Source organism: Ruegeria sp. AM4 (assembly GCF_056540665.1).
Genome location: NZ_JBQFXD010000006.1, coordinates 150,397 through 165,991 on the forward strand (window position 1 = coordinate 150,397; position 15,595 = coordinate 165,991).

Below are 15,595 nucleotides of genomic sequence, written 5' to 3' on the forward strand. Positions count from 1 at the left end.
CAGCCGGAAGGGGGAAACCGTTCCGGCATTGGAAACACCGCCTTGGCAACCATGGCGCGGGGTCGAAAGCACTGATCAGCCTGAACCACGAAACCACACCCCAAATCTTTGCCCAGACCCCAAAAAAATGAACAAAGACTCAAGCGGTTCGCCGACCGTTTGCCAAATCAGCTTGACCAAAGGTCAACATTGGCCAAAATCTGTTCGTTGACCAACGAAATTTGATTCACTAATTGGTTGCAAAGCAGCTTTAGGTTCCGCAAGGTACCAACGTTAAAAAAGGGGTTTCCGGCGGTTTTTGCCGTAAATTTATTGGATCGGCATGGCTGCCCGTATTGTGACGATAGATTTGCGTATTTTAGAAACGACGGGATCTTCGCGAAGTTTTTTGTGTGACGAGAAGTGGGAACTTCCGTCACAGTGTAGTGTAGACGAGTTTGAGGAGAGGTAATTTGTCCTTAGTTCAATCCAACAACGAATGGGACCAGTTGGAAGAGGTCATCGTCGGCAATCTCGACGGAGCTGCCAATTTGACCTGGGAAATCGGCTTTGAAGCCGTGACAGCGGTCGAGCATCTGGACCGGTCCAGAAGTTTTCACCTGCAGGCAGCAGGCCGACCGGTATCGCTGATCGCCGTCAACAAGGCCAAACAAGAGTTGGACGGCTTCATCAATGCCCTGAAAAACGAAGGCGTCACGGTTCGCCGCCCCGACACCGTTCAGCACGCTCGCCCGATTGTAACCCCGAACTGGACCAGCATGGGGGGCAATTGTCAGGCCAACCCGCGCGACGTTCTGATTGTTTTCGATGACGAAATCCTCGAAGCCCCGATGGCCTGGCGTTCGCGCTACTTTGAGTTTTGGGCCTATCGTTCGCTTGTCAAAAAGTACTTCGAGTCCGGTGCGCGCTGGACGGCGGCCCCCAAACCCGAGATGTCGGACGCCTCATATGACACCAATTGGGTGCGGGGCGAAAGCTATGTCACGCGCGAGTTTGAGCCGTTGTTCGACGCAGCCGACATCGCACGTTGTGGCCGTGACCTGTTCATTCAACGCAGCCATGTGACGAATGACATGGGTATCGAATGGCTGCGCCGCCACCTCGAGCCGCGCGGCTATCGGATTCACCGCGTGGAATTCGACGACTACCGCGCAATCCATATCGATGCGACTTTTGTACCGCTGGCACCCGGCAAACTGATGGTGAACCCGGATCGCCCACTGAAGGAAATGCCCGAGGTCCTAAAGAACTCGGACTGGGAAATTCGCGAGGCTCCGCGTTCAACCTTGCCGGAAAGCCATCCTTGGTATCATTCGTTCCGCTGGCTTTCGATGAACGTTCTGAACATCAGCGAAACCAAGGTCATTGTTGAGGAAAGCGAGGGGCCGATGCAGGATTTCCTGTCCGACTGGGGTTTCGAGCCCATTCCTGTCGCCTTCCGCAACAACTATTCGTTTGGTGGCTCATTTCATTGCGCCACCGTTGATATACGTCGGCGCGGAGGGCTAAAGAGCTACTTTGCGTGATGGAACCCTCTGAACACACCGAAACCGAACGCCCCCAGTCGGCGCTGCGCGTCTTTCTCGACGATTGGGAAAGACACAAACCTTCGGGTCTGCGCGTCATGTGGGCACTGACGGTGTATCGCTTTGGCCGATTTGCCGCACGGCAGAGGAACTGGCTGGTTCGCAAGGTGCTGGGTCTGATATATGTATTGACGCAACCCGTTTCGGCGCTGTTGGGCGGTATGCACCTGTACCGGGATACGGGGCTGGGTGAAAAGCCGCATTTCATCCATGGTGGCAACATCCAGATCAATCCGGGCACGGAAATCGGTAACCGGGTTGGAATTATGCATGGCGTAACACTGGGTACCAGCACAGACCGGGAAAATCAGGACAGGAACACCCCTGTTATTGGCGACGATTGCTTTCTGGGATGCAATTGTTCTGTGCTGGGCGGCGTGACAATCGGGGACCGCTCGGTCGTTGCCGCAAACTCGCTGGTGATTTCCGACATTCCGCCGGATTCAATGGCGATTGGCGTGCCAGCCAAGGTTGTCCCCAAAGCCCTGCTGGGAGGCAAAACATGACCTCTGCAAATCTGGGCGGGAGCACCGATAAGAACGTGGCAGAAACGGATCGTGCCGGCCAGTTCTGCGTTGGTGATATGCCACTGTCGTCGGTCGCTGAACGATTTGGAACGCCCGCCTATGTCTACGACGCGCAGGTTTTCAGAGACCGGGTTCAGCTTGTTCAAGAAGCGCTGGGACCAGATGTCGATATTCTGTTCGCGCTTAAAGCGAATTCCAACGCCATGGTGGCCAAAACTCTCAGGCTCGCGGGCACCGGCGCCGAAGTCGCCTCGGCCGGAGAGATCGCTGTCGCCAAGGCCGCCGGGTTTGACCCATCGCAAGTGCATTTCGCAGGTCCAGGCAAATCGACGCTTGATTTGGAAACAGCGGTTTCAGCGGGGGTCTCTTGCATCAACCTGGAATCCGAAGGCGAGGCGCGCAGGCTTTCCGAAATCGCGCGCAAAGCCGGACGTAAGCAGGGTGTGGCAATCCGTGTCCAGACCATTGGCGGCCTGAAAAGCGCGAGAATGCGAATGTCAGGCAGCGGGTCGCGGTTCGGCGTTCCCGCGGCGGACGTTCCCGCGCTGGCCCGCTGGCTTACCCAAAATGACGCATTGGAGTTCAAGGGGCTGCACACATACGGCGGCACACAATGCTTCGACCCCGACGCCTGGAGCACAGCGGCGGCCGGTCTGGCAGAGCTTGCCGACAGTCTGGAGCGCGACCACCAGATCACGGTAGGTCACCTGAACTTTGGCGGTGGCTTTGGCGTGCCACTGTTCGCCGGCGATGCCGAGTTCGACCTTGCTCAGGCGGGCGCGGCCCTTCGTGAGATCATCGCTTCCGGGTCCGGCGATCGTAGACATTTTGTCGAACTTGGCCGCTTTCTGACTGCCCCCGCAGGCACGTATGTTGCGCGCGTGACAGACGTTAAGACCAGCGATCAGACGCATCACCTGATCCTCGACGGCGGGATGCATCATCACGCAGCAGCCGCCGGAATTGGATCAGTAATCCGCCGCAGCTTTCCCATCGTTGCACCGGAACGCATGAACGAAACGCCGGAAATCGACTATGCCATCAGCGGACCTCTTTGTCTGCCGCTGGATGAATTTGCATCCAAACAATCATTGCCCCGTATGTCCCCCGGCGACCTTTTGGCCATAACCTCGAGCGGGGCTTATGGCTTGTCGTTCAGCCTGGTACTGTTTCTGGGCCACCCGCTGCCGGCCGAGGTTCTGATCGACGGCGACAGAGCCGAACTGATCCGCCAACGCGGGCGACCCGAAGACGCCCTGTCCGGCCAGTTGGTCAGCTGATGGAAACCGGTATGGACGCGCGCGCGCAGCTGATTTCCAAATTCGAAGCTTTGGCCTCGGATCGCGCCAATGATCTGGCGGTCATGAACGACATCGACTCGGTCTCATACGGCGCGCTGATGAGCCTTGTTCGGAAGTACCGCAGCGAATTGCGGGCGTTGCCGACAACCGAACCAATGATCATCGGACATGCGGTTGCCAACGGGCCGGACGCCGTGGCAATCGAATTGGCGGTTTGGGCCGAAGGCCACACTTCCCTTGCCTTTCCGCAGCGTGCCACGATGCGCGAGTATCAAGAGATGCTCTCGGCAGTGACACCCGCATTCGTATATGTCGACACTGACGAGTCGGCGCTCGCTTCTCTGGGCGCGACAACTCGTGTGATCGGTGCCGCACTGGACACAAACGGATGGTCGCTTCAGAGCCAGACCGAACTTCCCGCGCCAGATACCCTGCAACTACAGTTCACATCGGGTTCGACGGGCATGCCCAAGGCTGTTTGCATGAGCGCCTCGGCTGTCCTCGCGTCTTTGACAGCGAGCGCATCCTGGATCGACAGTTTTGCGGATGCCCCTGTCTTTTCGATCCTGCCGCAGAACCACGCTATGGGGCGTGCCTCCGTCCTCGAAGTTCTCTGGTCCGGGCGTGGCGTCGTTTGCAGCGCCAAGAAAACGCCAGGTGAACATCACGCCCATATGCGTGCAACCGGGTGCCGCACGTTGCTGTGCAATCCCACCTATGCGCGGCTTGGACTTGCACTGGGCATTCTGACACAGGACAGCCAGCTAAACCGGCTGGTTATTGGCACCGCGCAAGTCGATGCAGGTCTGGTATCGGAATTGCAGGACAAGGTGCCTCATCTGGGTATCGACATTCGCTACGGCGTCAGCGAGGCGTTCGGCGCGCTAACAGTGAACTGCATCGCGCCGGGCACCGCGCAACCGGAAACCGGCAATGTCGGGCATCCCCTACCAGGGGTCGAGATTGCCGCGCCTGATGACGACGCAGGCCCAACCCGTGCGCGGGCGCCCTTTACCGCTTTTGCCCAGCTGGATGCGCATGGGCTGACCTACCTCAGAGATCCGCAAGGCTTCATCACGACGGGTGATATCGGTCGCCTAAACACGCAGGGTGAGCTGTGTCTATCGGGCCGCACCAATCTGAGCATCAGCCACCGCGGACACAGGATCGACCCGATTGAAATCGAAACCGTCGTCAAGGAAACAGGAGCGATCGTCGAAGCGGTCGTGATCGGCATACCCGACACAATGAGTGGCGAAAAAATCGCCGTCGCATTTGTATCGACGGCACCTGACAGCATCTCGGCCGATCAGATCAAAGACCATTGCAATCGCGAACTTTCCGCTCACAAGGTCCCCCACTGGGCCGTAGAGCTGCAAGAAATCCCCATCAAGGCATCGGGCAAGCCCGACCGTCTGGCAACGCGCAATCATATTCTCGAGGCGCTCGGACGGAAAAACTAGGACAGGAGTTCACCATGGCTGAAAAATCTGAACTGATCGATAGCATCCGCAGTATCGTGCAGGAATGCATCGGCTCACAGGACGATATCGACCCCAAGCACCCTTTGCTGCAATCCGGCATGATCGACTCTCTCAGCTTGCTGCAAATCGTCATGGGAATTCAGACCGAGCTTGGCGTGAATGTAGAACTTGAAGATATCAACGAGCAGAACTTTGCGGATATCGACAGCATCGCCGAGTTGGTCGCGCTGAAGGCCTAAGCGCACAAGGCACCGATGACCCCGATTGACGGGCAACGGCCACCGTTTTCACCGGCAAAGATCTAAAAAAGCCGCCCCACATTCCCGGGGGCGGCTTTCCTCGTTTCGAACAGGCGGTCCGTCAGAACACGCGTTCCGAGCCGACCGTATCTGGTGGCAATGTCACACGGTCCCGCCCAACGATCCTTCGAGCGTGGCCAGTTCTTGACCGCCTGCCATCATGTCCTGCAACTCATCCGGTGTGATCTGACCGCGTTGCGCAGTGCCCAGCGTCTGACCTCGGTTCAGCACCGTGAACCTGTCGCCAACGGCCATGGCGTGCCGCACGTTGTGAGTGATGAAGACAACAGCAATGTCCTGTTTTCGCACACGGTCAATGGTCGCCAGAACATTTGACGTCTGACGCACGCCCAGGGCCGAGGTCGGCTCGTCCAGAATAAGTACCTTGGCGCCGAAATAGACTGCGCGCGAGATAGCGACGGTCTGCCGCTCACCGCCCGAAAGCGTCCCCACTGCCTGGTCCGGGCCGCGCAGGTTGATGCCCATCTTCTTCATTTCTTCCATGGTGACGCGGTCTGCGAAGTCATGGTCAAAGAACGACATGCCGAACTGCTTTTTGGTCGGCTCGTTGCCCATGAAGAAATTGCGGCTGACCGACATCAGCGGGATCATCGCCAGATGTTGGTGCACCGTGGCAATCCCCGCCGCGATCGCATCACGCGGGTCTTCAAAGTGCATCGGTGCGCCTTCAAAGATGATCTCGCCCTTGGTCGGTTTGTGAACGCCGGACATCGTCTTGATGAAGGTCGACTTTCCGGCGCCGTTATCGCCCAGCAGGCAATGGCATTCACCGGGATAGACATCGACTGACACCCCGGCCAGCGCGATAACGCTGCCAAAGTGCTTTTCGATGTTCTTCATCTGAATGATCGGGGCGTGGTCGCTGCGTGTGTTCATCTTAGCGCTCTCCCGTAATCATGCGGCGAATATAGGTGTTCAAAACCACCGCGCCCAAAAGGATGACCCCAAGGAACACGCGGAACAGGCTGGATTCGACGCCTGCAAAGAACAGGCCCTGCTGGACGACGCCAAAGATCAGCGCGCCCAGAGCAGCCCCGATGACCGAACCATAACCGCCGGTTAACAGCGCACCGCCGATAACCACGGCAATGATCGCCTCGAATTCCTTCAGCAGACCACGGTCCGCACCGGCCGACCCAAACTCCATCACCTGACAGGTCGCAAAGACGCAGGCGCAGAAGGCGGTGAACATGAACATCGAAACCTTGACCCGGTTCACCGGAACACCCGAGTTGCGCGCGGCCTCGGCATCGCCGCCTGCGGCAAAGATCCAGTTCCCGAACCGCGTACGGGTCAACAGGATATGGCCAAAGATGATCAGTGCTATCGCCCAGACCACCAGCATCGGCAATCCATCGACAACCGGCTGACCTTGGCGACTGCCGCGCGAGAAGACCTCGATCACGCCCATATCGCCCAGCCATTGGAAAAAGCCCTGCCCGATCTTGCCGCCAAAAATCGGGGCAAGCCAATCGCCTTCAGCCGCGTCACGAATGCCGCCGATGATCGTTTTGCTTTCCACCTTTTGCGGGATGTAGATTGTAAACCCGCGCAGGATGAACAGCGAGGCCAGCGTCACGATAAAGCTGGGCAAACCGGTACGGATCACGATGAACCCGTTTATCGCGCCAATGATCGTGCACATGACAAAGGTCACAATGATGGCCAGCCACATGGGCCACGCCAGAACGACACCAAAGACCGCGATCATCATGCCCGCAAATCCGATCATCGAGCCGACGCTCAGGTCAAATTCTCCCGATATCATCAGCAGGCACGCCCCAACGGCGATGATCATGAATTGTGCCGACACCACGGTCCAGTTCATGATGCCTTGCGGCTCGAACATGCCGCTGTCGAAGGCGGTCAGCAAAAAGAAAGTGAAGACAAGTGCGGTGCCACAGATTCCACCCAGTTCGGGTCGGATCAAGGCGCGGCGCCAGGCAGGAAGTTCTTTGACCCGCTCGTCCCCGGATGCGGCGGTCTCGGCCATCTCTGGTTCTCCGGTATCGTGTTGTGTTAGGTGGGTTGCGCCGGGGCGGTCGCAGTTTCAGCGCCGCCCCGGTCGTGAGGTCAGCGGTATTCGCCCGCGAACGCTTCTACTTTTTCAAGTCCGGACGCGGTGACAAAGCCGGGACCCGAGTTGATGTTGTTGCCCGGCAGCACGCCATAGCGGTCCCAGTTGGTCAGAATGATCACCGGCATATAGGCCTGCAGAAACGGCTGCTGGTCGATACCCCAGTTGATCGTTCCGCCCTTGATGCCTTTGACGATTTCTTCACCCAGATCGAAGGTGCCAAAGTGAATGTCACCGGCCAGGCCCATCTCATCCAGCGCTGCGATTGTCGGATCAGCAGAAACCGGACCGAGGGTCAGGATACCGTCCACATCCTCGTTGGCGGACAGGTAGGCCATGACCTTGTTCTTGATTTCCGCCGGGTCAGTGCCCGAGTCCATCATTGCATCGCCCAGTTCGATGCCCAGGCCATCTGCGTAACCACGGCAGCGCTCGCCCACGGTGGGCTGCTGAATTGCATGGTTCACGCACAGGAACTTGGTCACGCCTTCGCCCTTGGCACGCTGGCCGGCGGCAAAGCCTGCATCATATTCCGGCTGCCCCACATACATCAGCGCGCCGACTTCACGTGCCTGATCCGGGGTGCCCGTGTTCATGATGATTACATCAATCCCTTGGTCGACCGCGTTCTGGATCGGGCCTTTCAGCACATCGTAATCCGCCAGCGTGGTGATGATGCCGTCGGGGCTGGACGCGGCGGCCTGCTCGATGATTCGCGCCATGTCGGCGATGTCGCCGGTTGGCGGGTTGCGATACTCGACCTCGACGCCCATCTGATCGCCTGCAAGCGCGATGCCGTTCTTGATCGTATTCCACCAGGTGTCGCTGTCTGGCGCGTGGCTAACCAGAACATAGCTCAGCGACTGATCCTGAGCGACTGCGGTGACCGGTGCCGCCAGCGCGCCCACGCCGATCGCGACAGATGCAATAAGTGACTTCATGATATCCTCCCAATTCTCAGACAGGCTTTTTTGGGACAGGCCCAGTGCCTCGTGCAAAACGGTAGCGCCGATCCATTCATTTTGCAACCGGTTGCAATTTTCAATGTTTGAACGCAGTCTGTAAGCCGGACGCGGCGTGTGTTAGATCATGCCGTCAACAGGCTAAAACGTAGGAAAACCATGGCAGTCACCCTGAAGGATGTCGCAAAGCGGGCGGGCGTATCGCGTTCGGCAGTTTCGCGGACATTCACCGAAGGGGCCTCGGTTTCCGACAAGACTCGCAGCAAAGTAGAACGCGCGGCGGCCGAACTTGGCTATAGCCCGAATGCGCTGGCCTCAAGCCTGACGACCGGGCGTACGAAACTGATCGGATTGGTGTCGAACAACTTCCACAACCCTTTGTTGCTGGAGGTTTTCGATCTGTTTACCCGCGGCTTACAGGATCGCGGACTGCGCCCGTTGTTGGTCAATCTCACAGACGAAACGGACCCGCTGAACTCGATTCGCATGCTGCGTCAGTATTCAGTCGATGGTGTGATCGTCGCGTCCTCGACCCTGCCGCCCAGCTTTGCCGAGGCATTCCGGAACGCCGGAATGCCGGTCGTCCATTCCTTTGGGCGCTTCACGCCTTCGCCCTACGTCCACGTGGTCGGCATCGACAATGTCGCCTGCGGGCGCATGGCCGCCGAGGTTCTATTGGAGCGCGGCTACCGCAAGGTTGCGTTCCTGGGCGGGCCGGATTCGGCCACGTCAACTCAGGACCGCGCGCGGGGATTCGTAGAATCACTCAGCAATCGGCCAGATGTCGAAGTCAGCGTCAGCTGCGCCTCAGCCTATTCCTTCGAGGCAGGGCGCGTCGAGATGACCAAGCAACTGATTTCGGACCGGGCCGATGCGTATTTCTGCGGTGACGATGTGATTGCCATAGGCGCCCTAAGCGCCGTGCGCGATGCGGGCCTGTCCGTACCGGACGATATTGGCCTGATCGGGTTGAATGACATGGAAATGGCAAGCTGGCAGAACATTGACCTGACCACCATTCGTCAGCCTGTGTCCGAGATCATCCGCGCCTCGATCGAGCTTGTGATCGACACGATCAAGCAGCCAGACCGCCTTGCCGAGACACGGTTGTTTCCCTGCCGCGTGATCGAGCGGCGGACTCTGCGCCCGCCGCCCGAAACCAATCAGGTCTGAAACATCGGCGGGCGCGCATCCAGCCAGGCGCCATCCTGCTTTCCGCTTTCCGCCACAGCATAAACAGCAGCCATCGACCGCAACCCATCTTCGGCGCGCGGATACAGGTCCGCTGCGGTGTCAGGATCGACCCCGGCATTCACAGCGCCGATGACGTCCGCCAGATCCTTGTAGATATTGGCAAATGCCAGCGGCATACCCTCAGCATGACCGATGGTGACGCGTGTGGTCCGGTCGGCCTCGGGGCTCAGGTTGGCCTCGCCCCGCTCCAGCACCTGCAACCGCTCGCCCAGCGGCATCCAGTACAGCTGGTTCGGATGCTCCTGCGACCAGCGTAGCCCGCCCTTTTCGCCGAACACTTGCAGCGTCAGACCATGCTGCCTGCCGATGGCAACCGAAGAGGTCCACAACCGCCCGACCGCACCGCCGTCAAAGCGTAGATTGACCTGCGCATCATCCTCGAGCACGCGGCTTGGGATGCACGAGGCGATGTCCGAGGACAGTCGCGTGACCTGCTGGTTGATCACGAACGACGCCATGTGCAGCGCATGAATACCACAATCGGCAAACTGCGCCGAAACGCCGGCCTGCGCCGGATCATACCGCCAGCGCACGCGGGGATTGTCTGCGTCCGCGGCATCTGCGTGATGGCCATGTGCGAACTCGGCCACGACCAGACGGATCGCCCCCAGATCGCCGCGTGCCACCATGGCTCGCATATGGCGCACCAGCGAATAGCCCGAATAGCCATAGTTCACAGCGCAGATACGTCCGGTTGCCTGTGAGATCCGCACGATCTCTTCGCCTTCCTCCACCGTCATGGTCATGGGCTTTTCGCACAGCACATGGAACCCGGCCTCAAGATAGGCCTTTGTGATCTCGAAATGCGTCGCGTTCGGCGTTGCGATCGTCACAAGATCAACGCGGTCGGGCCTGTTGCGTTCGCCATCCAGCATTTCGCACCAGTCACCATATGAGCGATCCGCCGCAAGCCCCAGGCTCTGACCATAGGCGCGCCCGGCGTCCGGCCGGTGGTCCAACGCTCCTGCCACAAAGTCGAACGCACCATCCAACCCGGCCCCAAGGCGGTGCGCCGGTCCGATCTGGCTTCCTTCGCCGCCTCCGATGAGGCCCCATTTCAGCTTTGCCATCGCAGTAATCCTTAGTTGAAACCGATGGATTCAAGGTATTCGCGGTTCGCACGCGCGTCGTCCATCGGCCTGACATCCAATGTCGGGTCACAATCCTGCTCGACCGTGCACCACCCCTTGAAACCTGCATCCAGAAGGACCTGACGCACATCGGGAAACTCTACGTCCCCCTGTCCGAGATTGCAGAAGATCCCCTGCCCGCAGGCATCGTAGAACCCGGTGCCCTTCTCGATCACGTCGGCCTTTACTGCCGGGTCGATATCCTTGAAGTGCATATACGAGATGCGATCAATGTTGCGTTTCATGAAGCTGACCGGATCGAAGCCGGCATAGGAATGATGGCCGGTATCGAAACAGATCTTCAGGATGCCGTCATCGACCTCATTCAACAAGCGGTCCAGTTCCGGCTCGAAGTCCATGAACCCGGCGGCATGTGCGTGGATGCCAACGGTCAAACCGTATTCCTCGGCCCCCATTTTGGCGACATGGGCAATCCGGTCCCGGTAAGCCTCCCATTCCTGCTTGTCCATCTGCTCTGCCGCATCCGCCCGACCCGCGGTTGGCGCGCGACGGGGCGAAATCGAGTCGATCAGAACCAGGTGCTGGGCGCCATGCGCGGTCAGGGCCTTGCAGGTTCGGACTGAACCATCAAGCACATCATCCCACTGATCCGCATCGTGAAAGGCGCGGAACACCACGCCGCCGATCAGTTCCAGATCATGTTCCGCCAACGCGTCTGACAGAATCGCGGGATCTTCGGGCATGAAGCCGACCGGCCCCAGTTCGATGCCCTTATAGCCAGCGTCCGCGCATTCTTTCAGAACGGTACGCCATTGCGGATTGCGGGGGTCATTGGCAAATTCAACGCCCCAAGAACACGGCGCATTGCCGATTCGGATCGTCATATCCGGGTCCTTTCAACCTTGTGGTACAGACAGCCAGCGGCCCGTTTCAGCCGAGGCAAAAGCGGTGTCAATGACGCGCGAAACAGCCAATCCATCACGGAAAGTCGGCCATACCGGCGTATTCGTTGCGATGGCGTGCAGAAAATCGCGCGCCTCGATGATGATCTGATCCTGATACCCGGTCCCATGCCCGGGACCCTGGCAGAATGGCAGGTAGTCCGGGTGTTCGGGGCCTGTCAGAATCTTGGTGAATCCCCGCGTCGCATCCGGTCCTTCGGCCTTGTAGAGCCAGACGGCATTCTGATCTTCCTGATCAAACCGGATCGCGCCTTTGGTGCCGTGAATTTCGTAGGCATAACCCATCTTACGCCCGGTGGCCGTCCGGCTGAAATGCAGATGCCCGGATGCACCGCTTTCAAAGCGCACCATCATCTGCCCCTGATCGTCATTGTCGACAGATACCGGCCCATCGCTGCCCGGTCGGGTTGCGTGTATCGTTTCGATCTGGGCCGAAAGCGCCTCGATCGGACCCATCAGCGCCATTGCGCAATTGACCATATGCGGCGCGAGATCTCCCATCGTGCCATTCGCACGGCCCGAGGTGCGCCAGTTCGCGGCCAGCTGGGGATCGGCCAGAAAATCCTCGGTATGTTCGCCGCGAAACCAGGTCACATCCCCGATGACCCCATCCGCCAGCAACTTGCGCACAAGCTGCGTTGCCGGGGTGCGGACATAGTTGAACCCGATCATGTTGGTCAGGCCCGAGGCTTCGGCTGCGGCAACCATGGCCTCGCCATCTTCAATCGAAGCGCCCAGAGGTTTTTCGCAAAAGACCGGCTTGCCCTTGGCAAAGGCAGCCTCTGCAATGGCGCGATGGGTGTTCTGCGGCGACGCGATAACGATGGCCTCAACAGCCGGATCGGCCACAACCTGCTGCCAGTCATCGGCGGCGCGGGCGAATCCATAGGCTTTGCGGTAACGCTCTGCCGATTGGGGGCTGGATGCAGCGATCATCTCGAGCCGCGGTCGCAGCTCAGTGTTGAACACCGCACCAACGGCGGCCATGGCGACGGCATGGGCCTTGCCCATATAGCCACCACCGATCAATCCGATCCCGATTTCAGTCATGACGCGCCCTCCCTTCATCACCCTGTTGCAACCGGTTGCAAAAGTCGTATCCTGTGCGCGGGCGCTTCGCAACTGCCAATCGACAGCACCACGTCTCAAATTCGGCGCATCAAGGAGGTGGCATGACCACGTCAGGTAAAACAGTCCGGCTGACGACAGCTCAGGCGATCGTGCGGTATCTGGTCAATCAGTTCATTGAGATAGATGGCGTAGAAACCCGCATATTCGGCGGTGGTTTCGGCATTTTCGGTCACGGCAACGTCCCCTGTTTGGGCGAGGCGCTGTATCCGGTTCAGGATATCCTGCCGCTGTATCGCGGACAGAACGAACAAAGCATGGGATTCGCCGCCGCGGCCTACGCCAAGTACCACCTTCGCCGCCGAATCATGTTCTGCACAGCCAGCGCCGGACCAGGCACCGCGAATCTGCTGACCGCCTCGGCGTTGGCCCATGCCAACCGTCTGCCGATGCTGATGCTCTGCGGCGACACCTTTCTGACCCGCCTGCCTGATCCGGTCCTACAACAGCTGGAGCATTTCGGGAACCCGACGCTGGGCGTGAACGACGCGTTCAAACCCGTGACCCGGTTCTGGGACCGCATCACCCATCCGGCGCAGGTCATTCAGTCCCTGCCTGCGGCGCTGGCCACGATGCTGGACCCCGCCGATTGCGGCCCCGCCTTTCTGGGCCTGCCGCAGGATGTGCAAGGCTGGACCTATGACTATCCGGAAGAATTCTTTGCCCGCCGCGTTCACCGTATTCGGCGTCAGGCACCGGATGTTGCCGAAATCGCCGATGCAGCCGCGCTGCTGCGCAACGCCGAACGCCCGATGATCATTGCGGGCGGCGGGGTGCAATATTCCGGCGCGGTCGCGGAACTGACCACATTTGCCGAAACACACGGCATCCCGGTTGTCGAAACCATCGCCGGGCGCGCCAATATTCTGGCGGACCACGCCCTGAACATCGGCCCGATCGGCGTCACCGGCTCGGACAGCGCAAACGCGATTGCAGAACGCGCAGACGTCGTTCTTGCAGTGGGCACAAGGTTGCAGGATTTCACCACCGGATCGTGGACCGCCTTTGCCAAAGATGCGGCATTCATCGGGATGAACGTGGGGCGGCATGATGCGATCAAACACCTGTCGCATCCCGTAGTCGGCGACGCCAAGCTGGCGCTTTCCGCACTGCAAACCGTAATGGACGGCTATCGCGCCCCGCAAAGCTGGACCGCACAAGCGCAGGCCGAGCGCAAGACATGGGACGCCTATGTCGAGGAAAACACATCCTACGGCAACCGGCCCAATTCCTATGCGCAGGCCATCGGTGTCGTGAACGCCCTGTGCGACCCGCGCGACCGGGTCGTTGCTGCGGCGGGCGGATTGCCCGCCGAGGTCACGGCCAACTGGCGCACGCTGGATATCGGAACTGTGGATGTCGAGTTCGGCTTTTCGTGCATGGGATACGAAATCGCAGGCGGCTGGGGCGCGCGCATCGCGCAAGCCGAAGGCGAAGCGGATCAGGACACCATCGTCTTTACCGGCGATGGCAGCTATCTGCTGATGAACTCGGATATCTATTCCTCGGTGCTTTCGCAGAAGAAACTGATCATTCTGGTGCTCGACAATGGCGGCTTTGCGGTAATCAACAAGCTGCAGAACAACACCGGGAACGAAAGCTTCAACAACCTGATCAAGGATTGCCCGACTATCCCCGAGGCTTTTGCCGTTGATTTTGCCCAGCACGCGGCCTCGATGGGCGCGAATACTGAAACAGTCGCCAATCCGGCGGAACTGGGTGAGGCGTTCAAACGCGCCAAAGCCTCGGACAAGACCAGCGTCATCGTCATGAATGTTGACCCGTATGACGGGTGGACAACGCAAGGGCATACCTGGTGGGAGGTCGGCACGCCGGAAGTATCGGAAAACCCAAATGTCCGCGAAAAGCACGCCGAGATCGAAGCCGAGCGCGCCAAGCAAAGGCAGGGTGTGTGATGGCTGATCTTTCGCGATTGTCGGGCAAGAATTTTGTCATCATCGGGCGGGCAGGCATGGACCTCTATCCCGATCCGCCGGGTACCAAAACCGAAGAGGCGACGCAGTTCTTTTCCTGTCTTGGCGGCTCGTCGGCCAATATCGGCGTCGCCCTGACCAAATTGGGTGCAAGGGCCGATCTGGTCACCTGCGTTGCGGATGACGCCATCGGACGGTTTGCCCTGAACGAGTTGGACAAATACGGGATCGGGCGCGCCCATGTGCGGTCGGTCGGGGGCGAGGCCCGGAATTCACTGGCGGTTGTAGAAACCCGGATCGAAGACCACCAGTCGGTGATCTACCGCAACGGCGCGGCTGACTTTGAGATGACCGAAGCGGATGTGGCCTCAGTGGACTACAGCGCCTATTCGGCGCTGATCACCACGGGCACCGTGCTGGCTGCTGAACCCTCTCGCAGCGCTGCATTTCACGCCTTTGACCTGGCGAAACAGGCCGATCTGCCACTGATCTTCGACGTCGATTACCGACCCTATTCATGGCCGTCGGCACAGGTCGCGGCGGATGTCTATTCCCGCGCCGGGGCCATGTGCGATGTGATCGTCGGCAATGATGTCGAGTTCGGCTTCATGGCCGGTGACTATGATCGCGGACTCGACAAGGCGCGCGAACTGGTCGCCGATGGTGCCGCCATCGCGGTCTACAAAATGGGCGAGAAAGGCGCGATCACGATCACGGCTGAAGGCGAGATCGAAACCGGCATCTATCGGACCGAAGCCCTGAAACCCACCGGCGCAGGCGACAGTTTCATGGGCGGGTTTGTCTCGGGTCTGGCAGATGGCCTTTCGGTGCGCGACGCCGTTTTGCAAGGCTCGGCCAATGCCGCAATGGTTGTTGCCCGCGTCGGCTGCGCCCCGGCGATGCCCGCACGCGACGAGCTTGACCAATTCCTCGCCCAACATGCTGGCCCGAACGCGGCCTGAAAGGATA

Annotated in this window: 14 protein-coding genes; 8 read left to right on the forward strand and 6 right to left on the reverse strand. The window is 59.4% G+C overall.

Annotated elements, in window-relative coordinates; translation table 11 throughout:
* Window positions 1-452: 452 nt before the first annotated feature.
* From ACR0JA_RS13690 to ACR0JA_RS13710, 5 genes are read left to right on the forward strand one after another with little or no spacing between them, the layout of a single operon-like run.
* Complete coding sequence (locus ACR0JA_RS13690; protein ID WP_480575619.1) at window positions 453-1,526, forward strand: hypothetical protein; 1,074 nt, start codon at window positions 453-455, stop codon at window positions 1,524-1,526.
* Window positions 1,526-2,092 carry a serine O-acetyltransferase gene (locus ACR0JA_RS13695; RefSeq protein WP_480575835.1) on the forward strand — a complete coding sequence of 189 codons (567 nt, stop codon included), beginning with the start codon at window positions 1,526-1,528 and terminating at the stop codon, window positions 2,090-2,092. Before ACR0JA_RS13690 ends, ACR0JA_RS13695 begins: the two co-directional genes overlap by 1 nt.
* Window positions 2,089-3,393 carry an alanine racemase gene (locus tag ACR0JA_RS13700; RefSeq protein ID WP_480575621.1) on the forward strand — a complete coding sequence of 435 codons (1,305 nt, stop codon included), beginning with the start codon at window positions 2,089-2,091 and terminating at the stop codon, window positions 3,391-3,393. The genes ACR0JA_RS13695 and ACR0JA_RS13700 overlap by 4 nt, the downstream gene beginning before the upstream one ends.
* Window positions 3,394-3,404: 11 nt before the next feature.
* A complete protein-coding gene (locus ACR0JA_RS13705) occupies window positions 3,405-4,877 on the forward strand; it encodes a class I adenylate-forming enzyme family protein (RefSeq protein WP_480575624.1) in 1,473 nt (490 codons plus the stop codon).
* Between the two features lie 14 nt (window positions 4,878-4,891).
* A complete protein-coding gene (locus ACR0JA_RS13710; protein ID WP_480575627.1) occupies window positions 4,892-5,137 on the forward strand; it encodes an acyl carrier protein in 246 nt (81 codons plus the stop codon).
* Between the two features lie 162 nt (window positions 5,138-5,299).
* On the opposite strand, the gene ACR0JA_RS13715 is transcribed toward ACR0JA_RS13710, so the two are convergent.
* The 3 genes from ACR0JA_RS13715 to ACR0JA_RS13725 form a co-directional block, all read right to left on the reverse strand.
* Window positions 5,300-6,094 carry an ATP-binding cassette domain-containing protein gene (locus ACR0JA_RS13715; protein ID WP_480575630.1) on the reverse strand — a complete coding sequence of 265 codons (795 nt, stop codon included), beginning with the start codon at window positions 6,092-6,094 and terminating at the stop codon, window positions 5,300-5,302.
* Window position 6,095: 1 nt separating this feature from the next.
* Complete coding sequence (locus tag ACR0JA_RS13720; RefSeq protein WP_480575633.1) at window positions 6,096-7,211, reverse strand: ABC transporter permease; 1,116 nt, start codon at window positions 7,209-7,211, stop codon at window positions 6,096-6,098.
* 80 nt (window positions 7,212-7,291) lie between these two features.
* Window positions 7,292-8,236 carry a sugar ABC transporter substrate-binding protein gene (locus tag ACR0JA_RS13725; RefSeq protein WP_480575636.1) on the reverse strand — a complete coding sequence of 315 codons (945 nt, stop codon included), beginning with the start codon at window positions 8,234-8,236 and terminating at the stop codon, window positions 7,292-7,294.
* Between the two features lie 180 nt (window positions 8,237-8,416).
* On the opposite strand from ACR0JA_RS13725, the gene ACR0JA_RS13730 reads away from it, so the two are divergent.
* Window positions 8,417-9,430: a LacI family DNA-binding transcriptional regulator gene (locus tag ACR0JA_RS13730; RefSeq protein ID WP_480575638.1), complete on the forward strand. Its 1,014-nt coding sequence runs from the start codon at window positions 8,417-8,419 to the stop codon at window positions 9,428-9,430.
* Here the strand turns inward: ACR0JA_RS13730 and ACR0JA_RS13735 are convergent.
* From ACR0JA_RS13735 to ACR0JA_RS13745, 3 genes are read right to left on the reverse strand one after another with little or no spacing between them, the layout of a single operon-like run.
* A complete protein-coding gene (locus tag ACR0JA_RS13735) occupies window positions 9,421-10,581 on the reverse strand; it encodes a Gfo/Idh/MocA family protein (RefSeq protein ID WP_480575641.1) in 1,161 nt (386 codons plus the stop codon). The two genes, ACR0JA_RS13730 and ACR0JA_RS13735, sit on opposite strands and share 10 nt — an antisense overlap.
* A gap of 11 nt (window positions 10,582-10,592) precedes the next feature.
* Entirely contained in the window at window positions 10,593-11,486 is an 894-nt protein-coding gene (locus ACR0JA_RS13740; RefSeq protein WP_480575644.1) for a sugar phosphate isomerase/epimerase family protein, read from the reverse strand.
* A 12-nt stretch (window positions 11,487-11,498) separates the two neighbouring features.
* Complete coding sequence (locus tag ACR0JA_RS13745; protein ID WP_480575647.1) at window positions 11,499-12,614, reverse strand: Gfo/Idh/MocA family protein; 1,116 nt, start codon at window positions 12,612-12,614, stop codon at window positions 11,499-11,501.
* 122 nt (window positions 12,615-12,736) lie between these two features.
* Here ACR0JA_RS13745 and iolD point away from each other — a divergent pair, with 122 nt between their 5' ends.
* Entirely contained in the window at window positions 12,737-14,608 is a 1,872-nt protein-coding gene (gene iolD / locus ACR0JA_RS13750; RefSeq protein WP_480575649.1) for a 3D-(3,5/4)-trihydroxycyclohexane-1,2-dione acylhydrolase (decyclizing), read from the forward strand.
* Window positions 14,608-15,588: a 5-dehydro-2-deoxygluconokinase gene (gene iolC, locus ACR0JA_RS13755; protein ID WP_480575652.1), complete on the forward strand. Its 981-nt coding sequence runs from the start codon at window positions 14,608-14,610 to the stop codon at window positions 15,586-15,588. Before iolD ends, iolC begins: the two co-directional genes overlap by 1 nt.
* Window positions 15,589-15,595: the final 7 nt, after the last annotated feature.

What these genes read in the sequence shown, in the direction of transcription:
- ACR0JA_RS13695 (WP_480575835.1), top strand. Translation starts at nt 1,526, where the DNA reads ATGGAACCCTCTGAACACACCGAAACCGAACGCCCCCAGTCGGCGCTG.
- ACR0JA_RS13700 (WP_480575621.1), top strand. Translation starts at nt 2,089, where the DNA reads ATGACCTCTGCAAATCTGGGCGGGAGCACCGATAAGAACGTGGCAGAA.
- ACR0JA_RS13705 (WP_480575624.1), top strand. Translation starts at nt 3,405, where the DNA reads ATGGACGCGCGCGCGCAGCTGATTTCCAAATTCGAAGCTTTGGCCTCG.
- ACR0JA_RS13710 (WP_480575627.1), top strand. Translation starts at nt 4,892, where the DNA reads ATGGCTGAAAAATCTGAACTGATCGATAGCATCCGCAGTATCGTGCAG.
- ACR0JA_RS13715 (WP_480575630.1), bottom strand. Translation starts at nt 6,094, where the DNA reads ATGAACACACGCAGCGACCACGCCCCGATCATTCAGATGAAGAACATC.
- ACR0JA_RS13720 (WP_480575633.1), bottom strand. Translation starts at nt 7,211, where the DNA reads ATGGCCGAGACCGCCGCATCCGGGGACGAGCGGGTCAAAGAACTTCCT.
- ACR0JA_RS13725 (WP_480575636.1), bottom strand. Translation starts at nt 8,236, where the DNA reads ATGAAGTCACTTATTGCATCTGTCGCGATCGGCGTGGGCGCGCTGGCG.
- ACR0JA_RS13730 (WP_480575638.1), top strand. Translation starts at nt 8,417, where the DNA reads ATGGCAGTCACCCTGAAGGATGTCGCAAAGCGGGCGGGCGTATCGCGT.
- ACR0JA_RS13735 (WP_480575641.1), bottom strand. Translation starts at nt 10,581, where the DNA reads ATGGCAAAGCTGAAATGGGGCCTCATCGGAGGCGGCGAAGGAAGCCAG.
- ACR0JA_RS13740 (WP_480575644.1), bottom strand. Translation starts at nt 11,486, where the DNA reads ATGACGATCCGAATCGGCAATGCGCCGTGTTCTTGGGGCGTTGAATTT.
- ACR0JA_RS13745 (WP_480575647.1), bottom strand. Translation starts at nt 12,614, where the DNA reads ATGACTGAAATCGGGATCGGATTGATCGGTGGTGGCTATATGGGCAAG.
- iolD (WP_480575649.1), top strand. Translation starts at nt 12,737, where the DNA reads ATGACCACGTCAGGTAAAACAGTCCGGCTGACGACAGCTCAGGCGATC.
- iolC (WP_480575652.1), top strand. Translation starts at nt 14,608, where the DNA reads ATGGCTGATCTTTCGCGATTGTCGGGCAAGAATTTTGTCATCATCGGG.